The following is an 18,028-nucleotide window of genomic DNA, read 5'->3' as shown; positions in this document are numbered from 1 at the left end:
GTTATGCGGCCTGTTCGGCACCCAGTAAATCCAGGAACTCCTGGGGATCCCGGGTGCTGGCCAACCGGTCGATGAGACCCGGTTCATCCAGTGCATTGGTCAGCTTGGTTATTACCTGAATGTGTTCGTCATTGCGGGCTGCGATGCCGATCACCAGCCGCGCCACCTCGTCGGCGGACTCGCCGAACGGCACGCCGGCCGGGTACTGGCAGATGACGATGCCGGTGCGCTTCACGTGCTCCTTGGCGGCGATGGTGCCGTGGGGCACGGCGATGGACTCGCCAAGATAGGTGGAGACCAGCTGCTCGCGTTCCAGCATGGCGTCGACATAGTCCGGGGCCACGTAGCCACGCTCGGCCAGCAGCTTGCCGGCAGCCAGGATGGCGGCTTCCTTGTTGTCGGCCTGAAGGCCCAGGTGCACGTCCTGCAGGCTCAGGGTGAAGACCTCGGTGCTCTGCGGCTCAAAGCTGTCGTCGTTGGCGGCCACCAGCAGGTGCGGGTTGGCTACGTCGTCGTTGGCAGCCCTGGCCAGACTCAGGTTCTGCACCAGCTCCTGATAGAGGGCGTTGTCGAGGAAGTTGTTGAGGGAGATGTGCTGGGCGTGCGGCGCATGGCGGCGGGCACGATCGGTCAGATCCTTGTGGGTGATGACCAGATCCACCTGATCGTCCAGGCTGTTGATGGCGCGGTTGGTCACGCTGATGTTAAGGCCAGCGGCCTCTACCCGCTTGCGCAGCATGCCGGCGCCCATGGCGCTGGAGCCCATGCCCGCATCGCAGGCGACGACGATGTTGCGTACCGCCATCAGTTCACCACCGGGCTTCTTGGCCGCAGCGGCTTCTGGCTTGGCACCCTTCATGGACTTCATCTTGCGGGTGGCTTCACCCAGGGCATCGGCTTCGTCGGCTTCCGGTTGCTGGGCACGCACGAAGACGGCGGCGACCAGGAAGGAGACGGTGGCCGAGGCGACGATGGAGAGCAGCACCCCGATGAGGGAGGCTTTGGGCGTCATCAGCAACACGGCGAAGATGGAGCCGGGGGAGGCCGGAGAGACCAGGCCCGCGTTGAACAGGGTCAGGGTGAAGACACCGGTCATACCGCCGGCGATCACCGCCAGGATGAGGCGCGGGTTCATCAGCACATAGGGGAAGTAGATCTCGTGGATGCCGCCGAAGAAGTGAATGATGGAGGCACCGGCAGCGGATTGCTTGGCATTGCCACGGCCGAACACCATGTAAGCCAGCAGCACGCCGAGGCCCGGGCCCGGGTTCGCTTCGATCAGGAAGAAGATTGAACGGCCCTGTTCGGTCGCCTGCTGGATGCCGAGCGGCGAGAAGATGCCGTGGTTGATGGCGTTGTTCAGGAACAGGATCTTGGCCGGTTCGACGAAGATGGAGGTCAGCGGCAGCAGGCTGTGGGCGACCAGGAAGTCGACTCCGCCAGCCAGGGCGCCAGAGAGCACCTTGACGAAGGGACCGATCACGAAGAAGGCGAGGATGGCGCACAACATGCCGATGATGCCGGCGGAGAAGTTGTTGACCAGCATCTCGAAGCCGCTCTTGACCCGGCCTTCCATCGCCTTGTCGAAGCGCTTGATGGCCCAGCCACCGAGGGGACCGACCATCATGGCACCCATGAACATGGGGATGTCGGTGCCGACGATGACCCCCATGGTGGTGATGGCACCGACCACGGCGCCCCGTTCACCGCCGATCAGCTTGCCGCCGGTGTAGCCGATGAGCAGTGGCAGCAGGTAGGTGATCATGGGGCCGACCAGCTTGGCGAGCGTCTCGTTGGGCAGCCAGCCGGTGGGGATGAAGAGGGCGGTAATGAAGCCCCAGGCGATGAAGGCGCCTATGTTGGGCATGACCATATTGGACAGGAAGCGTCCAAAATTCTGTATCTTGACTTTGGTATCCGGTGATAACATGTCGGGACCCCGTTTTAAGCCTGTTTGATTAAGAGTGGTAGTCGGAGTGGTGGGTTTTGCCGAACCCCCATCCGGGTCGTCTAAGCAACTTCAATCTACCAGCTTGCGATCAAATTAGGCTGAAAACGGGGCATCTTGTGACTTGCCTCTCAAATACACCTCCCTCCCCCCTCCCTCATGAGTGATCCCAATCACGATTTAGAACTGTTTTTTGGCTACTTTTCGTTCTTTTCTGCTGCGAACGATGTTTTACCGTGATTTACTTCTCGTTTTCATGCCTGCCGTGAGTGGCTGTCAATGTGATTTTAGTCACAAAATGCGAATTTGACTCCAATTGAAGCCCTGTCACTGAACCTGTATCCGGGGGTGGCAGCGATGGATCTGCCATGCAATGGGCTAACTGAGCGATGAATCACTCTGATTTGTTGCCCACTTTCAGGCAGAGAGAGGGAGGGGAGCAGAGTTTCGTCTGTAGTAAGCCTGAGGGGGAAGGATCGGGAAAGGGGTACGCGGGGTGGGAATGAGTGGTGAGCGGCCCGGGCACCGCCATGAAAAAGGCCCGCACGGGGCGGGCCTTTTGAAAGGGGAGAGCTTACTCCGCCTTGGGAGCCGGATCGGCCGGCGTCTCGGCATCGGCGGCCGGGGCGACCGGCGCCGGGCCAGGTACCAGCGCCACCGCCGGCTTGGCGATGAGGGAGCGGGTCTCTTCCACCGCTTCGGTCAGCTTGACCTGGATCACCTGACCGAGCTCGTAGACCACCTCGGTCTTGTCCAGATAGACGCGGCCGTTGTCCCAGTTGCACTCCAGCCTGTCCTTGTTGTCCAGGATGTGGCGGGCGGGCATGAAGACCACGGCGCCATTCTCCTGCAGGCGCAGCTTGAGGCCGGCGCGCATCACGTCGATGATCTCGGCGTTGAACACCTGATCGGTGCCGGCGGCAGACATCAGGTAGCGGACATAGAGCCAGTCGCCGATGTCGCGCTCCACCATGCGGTGCAGGCGGCGGCAGGCGGTCAGGTGCTCGGTCAGCTCGGTACTCGGGCGCGGGCCCGGAGCCTTGCCGGCGATGACGGCTTTCAGCAGACGATGGTTGACCATGTCGCCGTACTTGCGGATGGGGGAGGTCCAGGTGGCATAGGCGTCCAGCCCCAGGCCGTAGTGGGCACCCGGCTCGGAGGACATCAGCGCATAGCTCTGGAAGCGGCGGATCTTGCCGTCCAGCCAGCGGGTATCCAGGTTGTCTATCCAGCGGCGCAGGGCGCAGAAGCCGGACAGGCTGGCGATCTCTTCCTTCTCGAACGGCGCCTCGGCGGTCTTGAGCAGCTCGATGGCACCATCGAGGGACTCCTCGTCAAAACCGGTGTGGACGTTGAAGATGCCGTAACCCACCTGCTTGCCGAGCACGCGGCCGGCGCAGATGTTGGCGGCGATCATCGACTCTTCCACCATGCGGTTGGCGATGCGACGCGGCTCCACGTGGATGGCCAGCACTTCGCCGTTCTCACCCAGTTCGAAGTCGTAGTCGGGGCGGTCCGGGAACACCAGGGCGTGCTCGGTACGCCACGCAATGCGGGCCTCGGTCATGGCCTTCATCAGCGGCAGCTGGGCCAGCACCTCGGCGTCGATGTTCAGTTCTTTGCCGTGCTCGGCCCAGTCGGAGACGTCGTCATAGGAGAGGCGGGCGTGGGAGTTGATGCGGGCGGCGAAGAACTCGGTCTCTTCCAGCAGCAGGCCATCCTCGGCGATGAGCAGGCGGGCGCACAGGGTGTTGCGCTCCTCGCCCTCTTTCAGGGAGCAGAGCTCGTCTGAGAGGGTGCGCGGGATCATGGGCACGTTGCGGCCCGGCATGTAGACGGTGAAGGCGCGCTTGGCGGCTTCCAGATCCAGCTCGCTGCCCTCGGCCACGTAGGCGGTCGGATCGGCGATGGCCACCAGCAGTTCCCAGCCGTTGTCCAGCTTGCGGATAGCCAGGGCGTCATCCATGTCCTTGGTCTTGGCGCCATCGATGGTGAAGAAGGGGGTAGAGGTCAGGTCGGTGCGGGGCAGCTCCTCCTCCTCGATCACCTTCCACTCCGGCAGGTCGGCCGGTTCAATCTGGGCCAGGTTGTGGCGCGCCAGCACTACCCACCAGGGCACGTTGTGATCGTCCTTGTCGGCGATGAGCTGGGTGATTTCGGCGGAGAAGTTGCCGTCCACCAGGGCGTGGCGCTTGAGGGTCGCCACCACCCAGTCCCCTTCCTTGAAGGACTTCTCGTCCAGACCCTTCTTGGCGCGGGCCTTGATGGCGTCCTTGATGAGGGGGTGATCCGGCACCACGTTGAGGCGGTCGCGGAACATCTTCACGCGGCCGACGAAGCGGGTCACCGCCTGCTCCAGCAGGGCGTCCGGCTCGGCCACTTCCTTCTCTTTCTCGGTCCGGATCAGGGCGCTCACCCGGTCACCGTGCATCACCTTCTTCATGTAGGGAGGGGGCACGAAATAGCTGGTCTTCTCATCGACCTCCAGGAAGCCGAAGCCTCGATCGGAGGCGCGGATCACACCCTCTTTCTTGGGGATGTTCTCGCGGATTTGTTGCTTGAGCTGGGCCAGCAGCGGATTGTCTTGAAACATAAGTGAGGAACCTGAGGTGGAAACCGATGAAGAATCGCCCAGCACTATACGTTTTTACCCCCCCAAAGCCAAGGTGAATGGCCGCGTCAGCGGGGTTGCAGTGCCCGGCGACCCTGCACGATCAGGCGCTGGGAGACCTGTTTGTGCAGCCCCCGCTCCAGCACCCAGCGATGCCAGTAGAGCCGCTCCACCAGGTGAAGATCCGGGCAGAGATCGAGCAGGCTGCCCTCCGCCAGCTGGCGACGGATCTGCAGCTCGGGAATGAGGCAGCAGGCCAGTCCCTGTTCGGCCATGGCGACGAAAGCCTCGGAGGAGCGCACCGTGTGACAGGGGTAGCCGCCGGGTTTCAGGCCGAAGTGGCGGGCCACGAAACTCACGTGCATGTCGTCGCGCTGGTCGAAGGCCACCGCCGGTGCCTTGGCGAGCGCGGTGGCGGTGAGGCCGTGCGGGAAGTGACGGGCGACGAAGGCGGGGCTGGCGGTGAGCAGGTAGCGCATCTCGCCGAGCTCATCGACACAGCAACCGGCGAGCGGCTGGGGCTGCAGGCTGACGGCGCCGAATGCCTGGCCCTCGCGCACCTTGTCGAGGGTGCGGCTCTCGTCATCCACCAGCAGGTTCAGCTCGATGGGGTGCTGCTCAAGCAGCGGGCCGAGGGCGGGCAGGAACCAGGTCGCCAGGCTGTCGGCGTTGATGGCGATGCTGACCCGCACCGGTGCCTGGGGTTCCTCGGGGGAGAGTTCCCCCGCCAACTCCAGCTCCAGCTGGCGCACCTGACGGTAGTGGGCCAGCAGCTTCTGGCCGAGCTCGGTGGCCCGCAGGGGTTGGCTGCGGATGATCAGCGGTTCGGCGAATTGCTGCTCCAACTGCTTGATGCGCTGGGAGATGGCGGACTGGGTGAGGTGCAGGCGCTGGGCGGCCCGTTCGAAATTCTGCTCCTCCATCACGGCGTCCAGCGCCAGCAGCAGCTTATAGTCCAGTGCCTTCATCAGCATTCCTTATGAAAATTTCAATATCAGTAAATATGCTACTGAAAGTGCTGGGTTGGCAACCAGGCGAAGCGGGCTCTGGTGGCATCCCGGCTGCCGGGAAGGTGCAGGTCGGCCACTGTGATAAGTGACAGTAGCGGGCGAATGAGATTCATTGGATACTCACTCGGTCCGTTTTTGCATGGGGTGGAAACGGGCCATAGCGAGAGTTTTGGTCCCGGGCACAGTCCCGGGACTTTTTTATGGCGAGAGTCGGAGGGTCGGCCGCATGGGGCGGGCTGAGTGGATTCAGGGGGTGCCGAGCAGCTCGCCGGCCCGGCTGTAGCGGCCCCGCAGCGGCCGGTTGACGGCGCGCTCGAAGCGCTCGTCCAGCAGGAAGCGGATGCCGACCCCGCGCACCGCGCCGAGATCCACGGCCTGGCGGTGGCCCAGACGCTCGATGGGCAGGCCGAGGCGGCGGAAGATGCGCTCCACCGGCAGGCTGACCACGGCGACCAGCTCCCGGATCCCCTGCTCTCTGGCGAAGGCATAGACCTCGCGGAAGATGACGCAGGTCAGCTCGCTGATGCCGTTGTCGAGCTGGGGAGCCCGGCTGGCGTCGACGGCGAGCCGGGTCAGCTCCCAGACCTCCGGGCCGCGGGGAGCCATCTCGCCGGCGAGGGCGCAGGGGAAGATGCTGGGCAGCATGTAATCCTGGGCGCAACTGAGCAACCGGATGCAGCCGCACAGCCCTTGTTCGTCTTCGATCAGCACCCAGTGGGTGTCCGGTTTGTCAAAACTGTCCCGCTCCAGCCCCTTGTGGGCTTCCACATCCCAGCCGAGCCGATCGGAGAAGACTCGCTTGCGAAAGCGATAGAGCTCGTTTTCGACCTCCCATTTGGGGTGTTCTTTTATTTTTCCTTTGAAAACAAGCATTCATGTCTCTCCATTTCATGTTTCGGCGCTATAATCCAAAGCCTTGTCTAGGGGGGCTAGCCTAATGACACGCGACCAACTGCTTGAGTATCTGGAACATTTCACACTGGTTACCGATGGCAATCGGCTGGCCGAACTGATCGGCCGCTTCACCCTGGGAATGGGTTACGACTACTATCGTTTTGCGCTCATCCTGCCCATGTCCATGCAAAGGCCCAAGGTGGTGCTGTTCAACCAGTGCCCCGACTCCTGGGTGCAGGCCTACACGGCCAACCACATGCTCTCCTGTGATCCCATCATTCAGCTCGCCCGCAAGCAGACCCTGCCCATCTACTGGAACCGGCTGGACGAGAAGGCGCGCTTCCTGCAAGAGGGCAGCATGGATGTGATGGGGCTGGCGGCGGAGTTCGGCCTGCGCAACGGCATCTCCTTCCCGTTGCACGGGGCGGCGGGGGAGAATGGCATTCTCTCCTTCATCACCCGGGAGCGGGCCTCGAGCGATCTGCTGCTGGAGTCCTCGCCCATCCTCTCCTGGATGTCCAACTACATCTTCGAGGCGGCGATCCGGATCGTGCGCAAGAGCATGCTGGAGGAGGAGCAGGAGGCGCTGACCGAGCGGGAGACCGAGTGCCTGTTCTGGGCCAGCGAAGGCAAGACCTCGAGCGAGATCGCCTGCATCCTCGGCATCACCGAGCGCACCGTGAACTACCACCTCAATCAGGTGACCCGCAAGACCGGCTCCATGAATCGCTACCAGGCCATCGCCAAGGGGGTGAGCAGCGGCATTCTGCTGCCCAACCTGGAACAGGTCGTGATCACCAACTATCCCTCGCTGCTGCAATGATCCCGGGCCTGGCGACAACAAGCTGTCGCTGGGCTTCTCATGGAGCTCACTTCCACCTCTCCCGATCACAGTGCCAAGATCCTTGTCGCCGCGGGATGCCGGATTGCGTCTCTCCCCGTCTGGCCGGCGTTTTGCCGTGCCCGGGGAAATAACCCTGACGATTCTCGGGTCGGGGAGGGGGAGGGACAATTGTCAGATCCTGCTATTGACAGGGGAGGGGGAATGGCAAACCGCTTTGTCATCAGAATGGCTAATGCATCAGCAAATGAATGAATTTCTCTGATGAAGAGGCAGGCTCTATAGTGCCGTCCATCTCTTCACTGGACGTACCCCCTATGTTTGCCACTACCCTGCAAGGCTTTACCCTCGGCCTCGCCATGATCATTCCCATCGGCGCCCAGAATGCCTTCGTGCTGAGCCGGGGCATCCACCGCAACCATCACCTGCTGACGGCCACCCTCTGCTGCCTGTGCGACCTCGTGCTGATCGGCATCGGGGTGTTCGGCGGTGCCAATCTGCTGGCGGCCAGCCCCATCGGGCTGGCGCTGCTGACCTGGGGAGGGGTGATCTTCCTCGGCTGGTTCGGCGTGCGGTCCCTGCGCAGCGCCTGGCGCGGGCAGGGCGGGGCGCTGGAGGATTCCCCCCAGCTGATGGGGATCAAGAGCGTGCTGGCCATGACCCTGGGGGTGACCCTGCTCAACCCCCACGTCTACCTGGATACCCTGATGCTGCTCGGCTCCTTCGGCAGCCAGTTCGCCGAGGATCTCAGGCCCGCCTTCGCGGCCGGGGCCATGCTGGCCTCCCTGGTCTGGTTCTACAGCCTGGCGTTCGGGGCGGCGGCGCTTTCACCCTGGCTCGCACGGGGGAAAGTGCAGCAAGCCATTGATATTATTGTCGGTATCATCATGCTGGTGCTGGCAGCCAAGTTGGCGTTCGGGGCCCTGATGGCGTCATAAGGCTATTTTTGTGCCGGGCCTCATAAAAATGAGTCCCGGCTTCATCTGCTGACATATTCGTCTGTTAAATTCCCGTCGCTGGTAAAGCGTCACTCATAAAAAAGGGAATAGACAGTGAATAAAACCATGAAACTGGGGGCTATTGCCGCCATCGTGCTGTTGTCTGCCTGTAGCAGCGACAACGACAGCGAGGCGCAACCGGGAGCCGTCTCCCTGCGCCTCATCCAGACCTCCGATATCCACTCCAACGTGCTGGGCTATGACTACTACCAGAACAAGGAGGATCGCAAATTCGGCCTCTCCCGCACGGCTCTGCTGATCCGGGCCGCCCGCGCCGAGAACCCCAACAACCTGCTGCTCGACAACGGCGATCTCATTCAGGGCACGCCGCTGGCTGACTACATCTTCGAACAGTCCGGTGCCGGCTACCTCGACAAGCAGGCTCATCCGGTGTTCAAGGCCATGAACGAACTCGGCTATGACGCCGGCAACCTCGGCAACCACGAGTTCAACTACGGGCTGGACTACCTCGGCAAGGTGCTGGCGGGGGCCAAGTTCCCCTACGTGAACGCCAACGTGTTCGAGGCCGGGAGTTTCAAGCGCGATGCCAAGGGGCAGATTGACTGGAGCGGCAACAAGTTCACCCCCTACCTGCTGCTGGAGCGCAAGGTGACGGATGACAAGGGCCAGCCGCAAACCGTCAAGGTCGGTATCCTCGGCCTGACCCCGCCCCAGGTGTTGCAGTGGGACAAGCGCCACCTGGAGGGCAAGGTCGTGGTGGCCGACATGGTGGAAACCGCAAACCATTACGTGCCGGAGCTGCGCGCCAAGGGGGCCGACATCGTGGTGGTGGTCGCCCACACCGGCATCAACGCCAGCAGCTACGAGGCCATGATGGAGAACTCCGCCTGGCACCTGGCCAAGGTGAAGGGCATCGACGCCCTGATGCTGGGCCACGCCCACAAGAACTTCCCCGGCGACTTCCCGGACTTGCCGGAGGTGGACAACCAGGCTGGCACCCTGAGTGGCATCCCCACCGTCATGCCCGGCTACTGGGGCAATCACCTCGGCATCATCGATCTCAAGCTGGAGCAGGTGGATGGCAAGTGGCAGGTGAGGCAGAGCCAGGCCAGCCTGCGCAAGATCGATTCCAGCGAAGGCAGCGCCGTGGATCAGCGGGTGGTGGACCTGGTGCAGGCGGATCACGACGCCACCAACCTCTGGCTGGACGAGCCGCTCGGCAAGATCACCTCCCCCATCCACAGCTTCTTCGCCCTGGTGCAGGATGATCCGTCCGTCCAACTGGTGAGTGACGCCCAGCGTCAGCATGCCGAGCAGTTGCAAAAAGACGGCCTGCTCAAGGAGCCTTACCCCATCCTCTCGGTGGCCGCCCCCTTCCGCGGTGGTCGCAACGGCATCAATGACTTCACCTATGTGGCCCAGGGCAACATCTCCCTGCGCAACGTCTCCGACCTCTACATCTACCCGAACACCCTGCAGGTGGTGGAGGTGAACGGCGCCACCGTCAAGGAGTGGCTGGAGATGAGCGCCGGCCAGTTCAACCAGATCGACGCCGGCAACACGGGCGTGCAGTGGCTGGTGAACGAGAACTTCCCCACCTACAACTTCGACGTCATCGACGGGGTCAGCTACGAGGTGGATATCACCCAGCCCGCCCGCTACAACAAGGACGGCGCCAAGGTGAGCGATGGCCAACGCATCAGCGGCCTGACCTTCAACGGCCAGCCCCTGGATCCGGCCCAGAAGTTCTACGTGGTGACCAACAACTACCGTGCCAGCGGCGGCGGACACTTCCCGGGGATCGATGGCAGCAACATCGTCCACGAGGATCCCTTCGAAACGCGGGAGATCATCGCCCAGTATCTGAAGTCCCAGTCCGCGGACAACCCGTCCGGCTTCAGCCCGGCGGCCAACGACAACTGGCACATGAAGGTACTGCCTGCGGGCGTGGACGTGCGCCTCTACTCTTCGCCACGGGATGAGGCCAAAGCCCTGGCGGGGGCAGACTTGAGCTATCAGTCCACTCTGCCAATGAGTGATGCCAAACATCCGGGTTACGCCATCTACCGGCTGGTTCGCTGACTCCCAGACCGATAACAAAAAGCCCTCGCTGTGCGAGGGCTTTTTCGTGGGGCGGCGCTTAGTAGAAACCCGCATCCTCCGGATTGGGGCGGGTCTTGAAGCGGCGGTGCAGCCACATGTACTGCTCGGGCGCGCGGCGTACGGCGGCTTCAATCTCCCGGTTGGCGCGGGCGGCATCGGCCACGTCATCGCCGCTCGGATAATCCGTCAGGGGCGCCCCGATGTGCAGGGTGTAGCCGTCCTGGGTACGGATGTTGTAGCAGGGCAGGGTGACGGTGTTCTTGACCCGGGCCAGGGTGGCGGTGCCGGTGATGGTGGCGGCCTGCTCCACCGCGAAGTAGGGCACGAAGACGCTGGCATGGGCGCCGTAGTCGTGATCCGGCGCGTACCAGAGGGCATCGCCGTTGCGCAGGGCCTTGATCATCCCCTTCACGTCCAGCCGGTCCACCAGATACTTGTTGGAGGCGCAGCGGCCGTGGTACTGGGCATACTCCAGCACGGGATTGGTGTTGGGGCGGTAGACGCCGACCCCGGGCCGTACCAGGCCGAAGCAGCGGGCGTTGAGTTCCAGCGTCAGGAAGTGGCAGGAGAGCAGCAGCATGCCCTGACCCTTCTCGACGGCGTCGATGACGTGCTCTTCTCCTTCCACCTTCATCAGGCGGCGCATCCGCCAGTCCGGCCAGAACCAGGCGATGCCCACCTCGAAGATGGCGCAGCCCACGCTCTCGAAGTTTTGCACCAGCAAGGCCTCTCGCTGATCCCGGCTGAGCTCGGGCATGGCCAGCTCCAGATTGCGGCGCGCGATCTTGACGCGGGATTTCAATATCTTGCGAGCCAGGGTACCGAGCTGGCGGCCCAGCCACATCTGGCTGCGCCAGGGCAGCAGCACCAGCAGCCAGAGCAGACTGAGGCCGAGCCAGCTGCCCCAATAACGGGGATGGAACAGACGGGGTTCGAGGCGGGGAGCGTGTTCTTGGGCCATGAAGAGTCTCTTGTTCTCAATCGCAAATCAGCGGGAGGCCGCATGAGGGAGAGGGCCTCGCGGCACTGGCCCCGTGCGAACGGTGTTAAGCGCAATCTGAGGATTCTATCCGAAAAGGGGGGGCGGGTGCGAATCGCCGCATCTGGTCAGAGGGGTCAAACGACGGGGAAGGGCCGCCACCGCTGGGGTTACCGCGCTTTTTTCACGCCAGGGAAAAGAGTGTGATAAAATCCGGGACTGAATTTTTCAGGTTTTGAGAGCCGATACAGATGAAGATCACCCTGCCCGAGTTTGAAAAAGCCCGCGTCCTGGTCGTTGGCGATGTCATGTTGGACCGCTATTGGCACGGCCCCACCGGCCGGATCTCCCCCGAGGCGCCGGTGCCCGTGGTCAAGGTCGAACACATCGAGGAGCGCCCGGGTGGCGCCGCCAACGTGGCCCTGAACTCGGCCGCGCTCGGTGCCCACGCCGTGCTGCTGGGACTGACCGGTCAGGATGAGCCGGCCGACGCCCTGGCGAGCCAGATGGCCGGGGTCAAGGTCGCCTGTGATTTTGTTCGTCTGGCGGACTATCCGACCATCACCAAGCTGCGGGTGTTGTCGCGCAACCAGCAACTGCTGCGTCTGGATTTTGAAGAGGCTTTCCACGACGTGGACGCCTCCCTGCTGATGAACAAGGTCGAGCAGGCGCTGCCCCAGGCGGACGTGATGATCCTCTCCGACTACGGCAAGGGCGCCCTGAACGACGTCCCCGGCATGATTGCTCGTGCCCGCGCCGCCGGCATCCCCGTGCTGGTGGACCCCAAGGGGACGGATTTCGAGAAGTACCGTGGCGCCACCCTGCTGACCCCCAACATGTCCGAATTCGAGGCCGTGGTGGGCAAGGTGAAGAACGAGGCCGAGCTGGTCGCCAAGGGGCTGGAGCTGGTCAAGCGCTTCGAGTTGGCGGCCCTGCTGGTGACGCGCTCCGAGAACGGCATGACCCTGATCCGCGAAGGTCAGCCCGAGCTGCACCTGCCTGCCCAGGCGCACGAGGTCTATGACGTGACCGGTGCCGGTGATACCGTCATCTCCACCCTGGCGACCTCCCTTGCCGCCGGCAAGAGTCTGGACGAGGCCTGTGCCCTGGCCAACACCGCCGCCGGCATCGTGGTCGGCAAGCTGGGTACCTCCACCGTCAGCCCGGTCGAACTCGCCAATGCGCTCTACACCGAGCACGAAACCGGCTTCGGCGTCATGTCCGAGGCCCAGTTGAAGGTGGCCGTGCAGGCTGCCCGCCTGCGGGGCGAGAAGGTGGTGATGACCAACGGCTGCTTCGATATCCTGCATGCGGGCCATGTCTCCTACCTGGCCAACGCCGGCAAGCTCGGGGATCGCCTGATCGTCGCGGTCAATACCGATGACTCGGTGCGCCGCCTGAAGGGGCCGGGTCGCCCGGTCAACCCGACCGAGCGCCGCATGACGGTGCTGGCGGCACTCGGTGCCGTGGACTGGGTCGTGCCCTTTGGTGAAGACACTCCGCAGCGGCTGATCGCCGAGATCCTGCCGGATCTGCTGGTCAAGGGCGGCGACTACAAGCCTGAAGAGATTGCCGGCTACGCCGAGGTGACCGCCAACGGCGGCGAGGTGCGGGTGCTGAACTTCGAGGACGGCTGCTCCACCAGCGACATCATCAAGACCATCCGCGAACGCGGCTAAGGTTGATATGTCATGAAAAACCCGGCCGAGGCCGGGTTTTTTGATGGTGTCCGTCCGCCCTGATGAAGCATGGGCAGACAACAAAAAGGCGACCTTATGGTCGCCTTTTGCATGGCGTGAAACCGGATCAGGACTTCTTGGTGACCTGAGGGGCGGGCATCAGACCCTGGTTCACGTCTTCCAGATCCTTCTGCTCCAGCGTACCGGCGGCTTGCTTGAGGGAGAGGATGCTGAGGATGTAGTTGTAGCGCGCCTCGGAGAGCTTCTGCTTGGCTTCGTACAGCTTGCGGGTGGAGTCCAGCACGTCGACTATGGTGCGGGTCCCCACTTCGTAACCGGCTTCGGTCGCCTTCAGGGCACTGTCGGCGGAGATGACGGACTGGCTGTAGGCACGGACCGAGCCGATGCTGGCGTTCACGTTGTTGTAGGAAGAGCGTACGGTGCTCTGTACCGAACGGAAGCTGCGCTCGAGCTGCTCGCTGGCGGCCACGTAGTTGAACTGCGCCTGTTTGACCTGGGAGGTGGTGGCCCCGCCGGTATAGAGCGGCAGATTGAAGGTCAAGCCCACGTTGCCCTGATTGCTGTTGCTCTCGGGGTTGCGGATCTCGTCCTTGTAGTCGTTGTAACCGGCGCTGAGACCGGCGCCCAGATCCAGAGTCGGCTCATGACCGGTCTTGGCCAGATCGATCTGCTCCTTGGCGATGTCCTTGCCGATGCGGGCACTGTGCAGTTCCAGGTTCTTGTCCAGCGCCAGCTCCAGCCACTTGTCGGAGTTGAACGGCGTCTTCTGCGGAGCGAAGCGATCGGTGTTCAGCACATCCAGCTGGCGGTGATCGATGCCGGTCAGCTCACGCAGGCTCTCGTAGCTGTTGTCCAGGGTGTTCTCGGCATTGATCTCGTCTGCCAGCGCCTGATCGCGCTCGGCCTCGGCTTCATGCACGTCGGTGATGGCGGTCAGGCCCACTTCGAAGCGCTGCTGGGTCTGTTCGAGCTGACGCTCGACCGCGACCTTGTTGGCGCGTACAAATTCCAGGGTGTCCATGGCCTTCAACACATCGAAGTAAGCCTGGGAGGTACGCAGCATCAGGTTTTGAATTTCGAGGTTGTAGCCCACGTCGGATTGGGTGGCGCTCTTCTCGGTGAGATCCAGATTGACCCAGTTGCTGCGGCGATAGATGGATTGATCCAGGGTGAGGGAACCGTTGGCTCCGGTGTTGGTCTGGGTGTCGTTCTTGTTCTGCAGATAGTTCAGACCGGCGCCCAGGTTGATCTGTGGCAACAGGGCTGCACGGGATTCATTGATCTTCTCGAAGGCCTGGTCTCGTCTCGCTTTGGACTCCAGCAGCTGGGTATCCTTGACCTGGGCCTGTTGGTAAATATCGAGCAGGTTTTCGGCATGAGCAGCGCTGCTCACACCCAGCATCACCATGACTGACAAGAGTGTTCTTTTCATATGATAGTTTTGACCTTATGTATCAACCCAAAGCTGTCCGCTGGATGAAGAGGGAGGAGAGATTGTCACCGAGCAAGCTTGATTTCAGCTTAACCACTCTACTATAAGCAAATTTGAATGCGAACTGTCTCTTTTCCAGCAGCGGTAATGTCAAGGTTTCGGGGGGATTTTCTGGGCTGCGTGCCTAGCCAAATACCCTGTGGCTGCTAAAATCCATCCCCTATCGCCAGCGAGAATGAGTGAATGAACGTTCATTCATGTTCTCGAATATTATGGTCAAACCTCGCCAAGTCAAGCTGGCAGGAGTGTCGTATGTCGCAGCAAACCTTGCCACAAACCCGTCACTACTCGGGTAGTGATGTGAAAATCATCGAAAAATCATCCGGATATAACGGATTCTTCAAGGTGAACGTCTATCGCCTGCAGCACAGATTATTTGCCGGTGGCTGGAACGAGCCCATCGTCCGCGAGCTGTTCGAACGGGGCCATGCCGCAGCCTTGCTGCCCTATGATCCGGTGCGTGACCAGATAGTGTTGGTGGAGCAGTTCCGCATCGGCGCCATGGAGACAGGCACCACCCCCTGGCTGCTGGAACTGGTGGCCGGCATCATCGACGAAGGGGAGACCCCGGAGGCCGTGGTGCGTCGGGAGGCGGTGGAAGAGGCGGGCCTCGAGGTGGGGCGCTGTGAGCATGCCATCAGCTATCTGGTTAGCCCCGGGGGCAGCACCGAGCGGATCGAGGTCTATGTGGGGGAAGTTGACGCCAGTCAGGCCGCCGGGATCCACGGTCTGGCGGAAGAGGGGGAAGACATCCGGGTGCACGTGGTGAGCCGCGAGCAGGCCTACGCCTGGCTGAAAGAGGGGCGCATCGACAACGCCGCCTCCGTCATCGCCCTGCAATGGTTGGCGCTCAATCATGGTGAGCTGCAGACGCGCTGGCTGGCGGGGCGCTGAGATGTCCGTACTCCTCGCCAAGCGCCATGTGCCTGACCTGATGTCCTTGCAGCGTACCTGCGAGGTGAACTACATGGCCTTGATGAAGCTGCTGCCACCGGGTGGTACCGTGGGGGACGAGCGCCGTTATCAGGTGGGAAACGGCCTGCAGTTCAGGCTGACCGTCAGCGATGACAGCCGTTTCACCAGCCAGGTGATCCTGACCCAGGATAATCCCGAGTTGCCGAGCTACTTGCAGGCTCGTATCGAGATTCGTTTGTATCATGATGTGCGCATGGCGGAAGTGTGTGCCGCGCAACAGATTTCAATGTTGCAACCACGTTATGATTATCCCAATCAAAAAATGCACCACAGGGATGAAAAGGAGCAGGTAAATCTGTTTCTGGCCGAATGGCTGAAGTTTTGTCTCAAACATGGCACCAGCTTGATTAACATCCTCTAGTTGAACTCATAAAAAGAAGCGTGATTTTGGAAACAGAGCTACCTCAGGCGCCGGACGGAAACGTGCGTCTGTTACAGATTACCGATACCCATCTTTTCGCCAGTGCCGAAGGACTACTGCTGGCCGTACGCACCGCCGAGAGTCTGGATGCCGTGCTGACACGGGTGAAGGACAATGCACATCCATTCGACCTGGTGCTCGCGACCGGGGATCTTTCCCAGGATCACAGCCCCGAGTCCTATCAGCGTTTTGCCTCCATGATGGCGCCCCTGGCTCGCCCCATCTACTGGCTGCCCGGCAATCATGACGACGGCCCGCTGATGACGGAGCAGTTGCATGCCGCCGGGATCAGCGAGGCCAAGCAACTGGTGGGGGATCACTGGCAGATCATACTGCTCGACACCCAGGTACGCGGCAAACCCCACGGCCTGCTCGGCGATCACCAGCTGGCGGCGCTGGATCGCGCCCTGCGCCAGTACCCCGACCGCCACGCCCTCATCGCCCTGCACCATCAGGCGGTACCGGTGGGCTGTGCCTGGCTGGATCAGCACAACCTCAAGAATGCCGACGAGCTGTTCGCCGTGCTGGCCCGTCACCCGCAGCAGAAGACCATACTGTTTGGTCACGTCCATCAGGAATTTGACGAGATGCACCGCGGGGTGAGGCTCATCGCCAGTCCCTCCACCTGCATCCAGTTCAAGCCGCTTTCCGATGGGTTCGCACTGGATGAATCCGGCCCGGGCTGGCGCTATATGACCCTCTATCCGGATGGTCGGCTGGATAGCCAGGTGTGGCGTCTGCCCATGGGACAGTTCGTGCCAGACCCCAACGCCACCGGTTACTGAGGGGAACGGCATGAAATCAGTCCTGCTCTATCTGCACGGCTTCAACTCTTCGCCGGGATCCGCCAAGGCACAGTTAATGAGGGAGCCGGCATGAAATCAGTCCTGCTCTATCTGCACGGCTTCAATTCGTCGCCGGGATCCGCCAAGGCACAGCAGATGGCGGCCTGGGTGGCGGCAAACAGGCCGGATATCCAGGTTGTGATCCCGGCCCAGCCCAACACCCCGGCGGCGGCCTGGGCAGCCATCGAACAGCAGATAGCGACCCTCAAGGCTCGCCATGGTGACGGACTGCGACTCGGTGCCGTGGGCAGCTCCCTCGGTGGCTTCATGGCGACCAGAGTGAGTGAGCTGCATGGCTGCCGCGCCGCGCTGATCAATCCGGCGGTGCGTCCCCACGAGCTCCTGCAAGACTATCTCGGTCCCCAGACCAACCCCTACACCGATGAGCGCTATGAGTTGCTGCCCGCCCACATGGACGAGCTGCGTGCACTGGCGGTGAGGGTGAGCGCCCCCGAGCGGCTCTGGATCCTGCAACAGCAGGAGGATGAAGTGCTCGACTATCGCAAGGCGCTGGAGGAGTACCGCTTCGCCCGCCTCTCCCTGGAGTGCGGCGGCAACCACGCCTTCGTCGGCTTCGAGCGTTATCCCGCCCAGATCATTCGCTTCCTCGGGCTCTAGCCATGCAAGCGCCGTTGGCCGCCTTTCTTGAACAGGTGCTGGCCACGGCCCAGGCCGGGCTCACCTACTCCAAGGATCCCTTCGACATCGGCCGCTTCGAGGCGCTGCGAAACGCCGCGGTGACCCTCATCGCCAGCCAGAGCGAGCTGGATCCCGCGGCCATCGCCCACTGGATTGCACTGGACAGCGGCTACCCCACCCCCAAGCTGGATGTGCGAGCCTTCATCGTGAATGAGGTCGGCCACATCCTGCTGGTGCAGGAGCGCAGCGACGGCTGCTGGACCCTGCCGGGGGGCTGGTGCGATATCGGCGATTCCCCCGCAGAGGCTGTGGTGCGGGAAGTGCAGGAGGAGACCGGTCTTGCGTGCAATGCCACACGGCTGCTGGCGCTGTTCGACAAGCACAAGCATCCCCATCCGTCCCAGCTGCCCCACGCCCACAAGGCCTTCTTCCTGTGCGAGGTGACGGGGGGCGAGCTGCTGACCCAGACCGACGAGACCCAGGGCGCCGGCTACTTCCCCATCGACCAGTTGCCCGAGCTCTCCCGCCACCGGGTGGTGGAGAGCCAGTTGCACAACCTGCATGGGCGGGTGCGAGAGGGGCGAGTGGAGACATTGTTTGACTGACGCTTT

General features: G+C 62.4%; 16 protein-coding genes. 10 read left to right on the top strand and 6 right to left on the bottom strand.

Annotation, left to right across the window (positions count from 1 at the left end; genetic code table 11):
• Position 1: 1 nt before the first annotated feature.
• The 4 genes from VZC39_RS18725 to VZC39_RS18710 form a co-directional block, all read right to left on the bottom strand.
• Positions 2-1,930 (bottom strand): PTS mannitol transporter subunit IICBA, encoded by a 1,929-nt coding sequence (locus VZC39_RS18725; protein WP_434664464.1) that lies wholly within the window; start codon positions 1,928-1,930, stop codon positions 2-4.
• A 592-nt stretch (positions 1,931-2,522) separates the two neighbouring features.
• Positions 2,523-4,541, bottom strand: coding sequence for an exoribonuclease II (locus tag VZC39_RS18720; protein WP_434664463.1), 2,019 nt, complete (start codon positions 4,539-4,541; stop codon positions 2,523-2,525).
• A gap of 86 nt (positions 4,542-4,627) precedes the next feature.
• Positions 4,628-5,527, bottom strand: coding sequence for a LysR family transcriptional regulator ArgP (locus VZC39_RS18715; RefSeq protein ID WP_434664462.1), 900 nt, complete (start codon positions 5,525-5,527; stop codon positions 4,628-4,630).
• Positions 5,528-5,815: 288 nt separating this feature from the next.
• A complete protein-coding gene (locus VZC39_RS18710; RefSeq protein ID WP_349919881.1) occupies positions 5,816-6,442 on the bottom strand; it encodes an acyl-homoserine-lactone synthase in 627 nt (208 codons plus the stop codon).
• Between the two features lie 64 nt (positions 6,443-6,506).
• Here VZC39_RS18710 and VZC39_RS18705 point away from each other — a divergent pair, with 64 nt between their 5' ends.
• The 3 genes from VZC39_RS18705 to VZC39_RS18695 all read left to right on the top strand — a co-directional run bounded on the left by VZC39_RS18705 (position 6,507) and on the right by VZC39_RS18695 (position 10,345).
• Complete coding sequence (locus VZC39_RS18705; protein ID WP_349919880.1) at positions 6,507-7,286, top strand: LuxR family transcriptional regulator; 780 nt, start codon at positions 6,507-6,509, stop codon at positions 7,284-7,286.
• 335 nt (positions 7,287-7,621) lie between these two features.
• Positions 7,622-8,242 carry an L-lysine exporter gene (lysE, locus tag VZC39_RS18700; protein ID WP_434664459.1) on the top strand — a complete coding sequence of 207 codons (621 nt, stop codon included), beginning with the start codon at positions 7,622-7,624 and terminating at the stop codon, positions 8,240-8,242.
• A gap of 126 nt (positions 8,243-8,368) precedes the next feature.
• Positions 8,369-10,345 carry a bifunctional 2',3'-cyclic-nucleotide 2'-phosphodiesterase/3'-nucleotidase gene (locus VZC39_RS18695; protein ID WP_434668518.1) on the top strand — a complete coding sequence of 659 codons (1,977 nt, stop codon included), beginning with the start codon at positions 8,369-8,371 and terminating at the stop codon, positions 10,343-10,345.
• Between the two features lie 58 nt (positions 10,346-10,403).
• Here the strand turns inward: VZC39_RS18695 and lpxL are convergent, their stop codons facing one another.
• Entirely contained in the window at positions 10,404-11,327 is a 924-nt protein-coding gene (gene lpxL, locus VZC39_RS18690) for an LpxL/LpxP family Kdo(2)-lipid IV(A) lauroyl/palmitoleoyl acyltransferase (RefSeq protein ID WP_434664458.1), read from the bottom strand.
• A gap of 269 nt (positions 11,328-11,596) precedes the next feature.
• Between lpxL and hldE the strand changes: the two genes are divergently transcribed.
• Positions 11,597-13,024, top strand: a complete 1,428-nt coding sequence (hldE, locus tag VZC39_RS18685; protein WP_434664457.1) for a bifunctional D-glycero-beta-D-manno-heptose-7-phosphate kinase/D-glycero-beta-D-manno-heptose 1-phosphate adenylyltransferase HldE — start codon at positions 11,597-11,599, stop codon at positions 13,022-13,024.
• Positions 13,025-13,151: 127 nt separating this feature from the next.
• Here hldE and tolC read toward each other — a convergent pair whose 3' ends face one another.
• A complete protein-coding gene (tolC, locus tag VZC39_RS18680; RefSeq protein ID WP_349919873.1) occupies positions 13,152-14,477 on the bottom strand; it encodes an outer membrane channel protein TolC in 1,326 nt (441 codons plus the stop codon).
• Between the two features lie 312 nt (positions 14,478-14,789).
• Here tolC and nudF point away from each other — a divergent pair, with 312 nt between their 5' ends.
• The 6 genes from nudF to VZC39_RS18650 are packed head-to-tail and all read left to right on the top strand — an operon-like array spanning position 14,790 to position 18,022.
• Positions 14,790-15,431 carry an ADP-ribose diphosphatase gene (gene nudF, locus VZC39_RS18675; RefSeq protein WP_349919872.1) on the top strand — a complete coding sequence of 214 codons (642 nt, stop codon included), beginning with the start codon at positions 14,790-14,792 and terminating at the stop codon, positions 15,429-15,431.
• A 1-nt stretch (position 15,432) separates the two neighbouring features.
• The gene (locus tag VZC39_RS18670) at positions 15,433-15,873 is read left to right on the top strand and encodes a DUF1249 domain-containing protein (protein ID WP_349919871.1); all 441 of its coding nucleotides are present in this window, start codon (positions 15,433-15,435) and stop codon (positions 15,871-15,873) included.
• 26 nt (positions 15,874-15,899) lie between these two features.
• On the top strand, positions 15,900-16,718 hold the full coding sequence (cpdA, locus tag VZC39_RS18665) for a 3',5'-cyclic-AMP phosphodiesterase (protein ID WP_434664455.1): 819 nt from the start codon (positions 15,900-15,902) through the stop codon (positions 16,716-16,718).
• Positions 16,642-16,812 (top strand): YqiA/YcfP family alpha/beta fold hydrolase, encoded by a 171-nt coding sequence (locus VZC39_RS18660; RefSeq protein WP_434664453.1) that lies wholly within the window; start codon positions 16,642-16,644, stop codon positions 16,810-16,812. Before cpdA ends, VZC39_RS18660 begins: the two co-directional genes overlap by 77 nt.
• Positions 16,809-17,396 carry a YqiA/YcfP family alpha/beta fold hydrolase gene (locus VZC39_RS18655; RefSeq protein ID WP_434664452.1) on the top strand — a complete coding sequence of 196 codons (588 nt, stop codon included), beginning with the start codon at positions 16,809-16,811 and terminating at the stop codon, positions 17,394-17,396. The genes VZC39_RS18660 and VZC39_RS18655 overlap by 4 nt, the downstream gene beginning before the upstream one ends.
• Before the next feature lie 2 nt (positions 17,397-17,398).
• A complete protein-coding gene (locus VZC39_RS18650) occupies positions 17,399-18,022 on the top strand; it encodes an NUDIX hydrolase (RefSeq protein ID WP_434664450.1) in 624 nt (207 codons plus the stop codon).
• The last annotated feature ends 6 nt before the right edge of the window (positions 18,023-18,028 follow it).

The organism is Aeromonas sp. NJAU223 (genome assembly GCF_051125555.1).
Lineage (GTDB): Bacteria > Pseudomonadota > Gammaproteobacteria > Enterobacterales > Aeromonadaceae > Aeromonas > Aeromonas veronii_G.
Note: the sequence above shows the minus strand (reverse complement) of the source record. Positions and strands in the feature narration are given on the sequence as shown.

Bases quoted from the DNA above. Each gene is read 5' to 3' on its own strand.
- VZC39_RS18725 (WP_434664464.1), bottom strand. From the start codon at position 1,930: ATGTTATCACCGGATACCAAAGTCAAGATACAGAATTTTGGACGCTTC.
- VZC39_RS18720 (WP_434664463.1), bottom strand. From the start codon at position 4,541: ATGTTTCAAGACAATCCGCTGCTGGCCCAGCTCAAGCAACAAATCCGC.
- VZC39_RS18715 (WP_434664462.1), bottom strand. From the start codon at position 5,527: ATGAAGGCACTGGACTATAAGCTGCTGCTGGCGCTGGACGCCGTGATG.
- VZC39_RS18710 (WP_349919881.1), bottom strand. From the start codon at position 6,442: ATGCTTGTTTTCAAAGGAAAAATAAAAGAACACCCCAAATGGGAGGTC.
- VZC39_RS18705 (WP_349919880.1), top strand. From the start codon at position 6,507: ATGACACGCGACCAACTGCTTGAGTATCTGGAACATTTCACACTGGTT.
- lysE (WP_434664459.1), top strand. From the start codon at position 7,622: ATGTTTGCCACTACCCTGCAAGGCTTTACCCTCGGCCTCGCCATGATC.
- VZC39_RS18695 (WP_434668518.1), top strand. From the start codon at position 8,369: ATGAAACTGGGGGCTATTGCCGCCATCGTGCTGTTGTCTGCCTGTAGC.
- lpxL (WP_434664458.1), bottom strand. From the start codon at position 11,327: ATGGCCCAAGAACACGCTCCCCGCCTCGAACCCCGTCTGTTCCATCCC.
- hldE (WP_434664457.1), top strand. From the start codon at position 11,597: ATGAAGATCACCCTGCCCGAGTTTGAAAAAGCCCGCGTCCTGGTCGTT.
- tolC (WP_349919873.1), bottom strand. From the start codon at position 14,477: ATGAAAAGAACACTCTTGTCAGTCATGGTGATGCTGGGTGTGAGCAGC.
- nudF (WP_349919872.1), top strand. From the start codon at position 14,790: ATGTCGCAGCAAACCTTGCCACAAACCCGTCACTACTCGGGTAGTGAT.
- VZC39_RS18670 (WP_349919871.1), top strand. From the start codon at position 15,433: ATGTCCGTACTCCTCGCCAAGCGCCATGTGCCTGACCTGATGTCCTTG.
- VZC39_RS18660 (WP_434664453.1), top strand. From the start codon at position 16,642: ATGGTCGGCTGGATAGCCAGGTGTGGCGTCTGCCCATGGGACAGTTCG.
- VZC39_RS18655 (WP_434664452.1), top strand. From the start codon at position 16,809: ATGAAATCAGTCCTGCTCTATCTGCACGGCTTCAATTCGTCGCCGGGA.
- VZC39_RS18650 (WP_434664450.1), top strand. From the start codon at position 17,399: ATGCAAGCGCCGTTGGCCGCCTTTCTTGAACAGGTGCTGGCCACGGCC.